1 protein-coding gene is annotated in these 1,939 nt (G+C 70.6%); it reads left to right on the top strand.

The window, feature by feature from the left end; all coding sequences use genetic code 11:
* Positions 1-17: 17 nt before the first annotated feature.
* Positions 18-1,939: 1-deoxy-D-xylulose-5-phosphate synthase (gene dxs, locus MTDSW087_RS29735; RefSeq protein WP_144769381.1), on the top strand; the 1,922-nt coding region annotated here is incomplete at its 3' end.

Raw genomic sequence — 1,939 nt, 5'->3', positions numbered from 1 at the left:
TGGCCGAGAGAGAGAGCGTGACGTCGATTCTTGACGGTCTTGAGGAGCCGGCGGCTTTGCGGCGTCTTCCGGAGAGCCGGCTGCCGGCTGTGTCGGAGGCGGTGCGGGCGGAGATGATCGACGCGGTCTCGGTGACCGGCGGTCATCTCGGCTCGGGGCTGGGCGTGGTCGAGCTGACGGTGGCGCTGCACCACGTGTTCGACACCCCCGACGACCGCATCATCTGGGATGTCGGCCACCAGGCCTACCCGCACAAGATCCTCACCGGACGCCGCGACCGCATCCGCACCCTGCGCCAGGGCGGCGGCCTGTCGGGCTTCACCAAGCGGAGCGAGAGCGTCTACGACCCCTTCGGCGCGGCGCACTCCTCCACCTCGATCTCGGCGGGCCTCGGCATGGCGGTCGCCCGCGACCTCGAGGTGGCGGGAGCCAAGGCCGCCGGCCGCGAGCTGCCGAAGCGCCGCAACGTGATCGCGGTGATCGGCGACGGCTCGATGTCGGCGGGCATGGCGTATGAGGCCATGAACAATGCCGGCGCGCTGCACTCGCGCCTCATCGTCATCCTCAACGACAACGACATGTCGATCGCCCCGCCCGTGGGCGCCATGTCGGCCTATCTCGCCCGGCTGGCGTCGGGCGACACCTATCGCTCCCTGCGCGAGACCGCCAAGCAGCTCGGCAAGCTCTTGCCCAAGGCGATCTACCAGCGCGCGGCCGCGGCCGAGGAATATGCCCGCTCGCTGGTGGTGGGCGGGGGCACCATGTTCGAGGAGATGGGCTTCCACTATGTCGGCCCGGTCGACGGGCACAACCTCGACCACCTGCTGCCGGTCCTGAAGAACGTGCGCGATGCCGAGCACGGCCCGATCCTGCTGCACGTGGTCACCCAGAAGGGCAAGGGCTACGCCCCGGCCGAGGCCTCGGCCGACCGCTACCACGGGGTGGTGAAGTTCGACGTGCTCTCAGGCGTCCAGGCCAAGGCCAAGCCGAACGCGCCGGCCTATACGCGGGTGTTCGGCGAGAGCCTGATCAAGGCGGCCGACGCCGATCCGAAGGTGGTGGCGATCACCGCGGCGATGCCGGGGGGCACGGGCATCGACCTGTTCGGCAAGGCGCATCCGGACAAGACCTTCGACGTCGGCATCGCCGAGCAGCACGCGGTGACGTTCGCGGGCGGCCTGGCGACGGAGGGCTACAAGCCGTTCGTTGCGATCTACTCGACCTTCCTGCAGCGGGCCTACGACCAGGTCATCCACGACGTGGCCTTGCAGAACCTGCCCGTGCGCTTCTGCATGGACCGGGCCGGCCTGGTGGGCGCGGACGGGGCGACGCATGCGGGCGCCTTCGACCTCGCCTATCTGTGCTGCCTGCCGAACATGACGGTGATGGCGGCGGCCGACGAGGCCGAGCTGGTGCACATGGTGGCCACCGCCCACGCGCATGATACGGGTCCGATCGCGCTGCGCTACCCGCGCGGCGAGGGCGTGGGCGTGGAGCTGCCGGAGCGGGGCGAGGCTCTCGCGATCGGGCGCGGGCGGATCGTGCGGCGTCCGGAAGGAGCGCGGGTGGCGCTGCTGTCGCTGGGCACGCGTCTTTCCGAGGCGCTGAAGGCGGCGGACCAGCTGGCGGATGCGGGCGTTGCGGTGACGGTGGCGGATGCGCGCTTCGCCAAGCCGCTGGACGAGGCGCTGATCCTGGACCTTGCGGCGAGCCACGAGGTTCTGATCACGCTGGAGGAGGGCTCGCGGGGCGGGTTCGGGGCGATGGTTCTGCACCTGCTGTCGGATCGCGGCGTGCTCGACGCGCTGCGGGTGCGGGTGCGGACGATGACGCTGCCGGACGCCTACCAGGACCACGACACGCCGGACCGGATGTATGCCGAGGCCGGGCTCGACGCCGCCGCCATCGTCGCAAAGGTCCAGGAGATCCTCCCAGAGCG

Source organism: Methylobacterium dankookense (assembly GCF_902141855.1).
In the GTDB taxonomy this organism is placed as follows: Bacteria; Pseudomonadota; Alphaproteobacteria; order Rhizobiales; family Beijerinckiaceae; genus Methylobacterium; species Methylobacterium dankookense.
The sequence above is the reverse complement of the archived record's forward strand: the minus strand, read 5'-3'. Positions and strand labels throughout refer to the sequence as shown.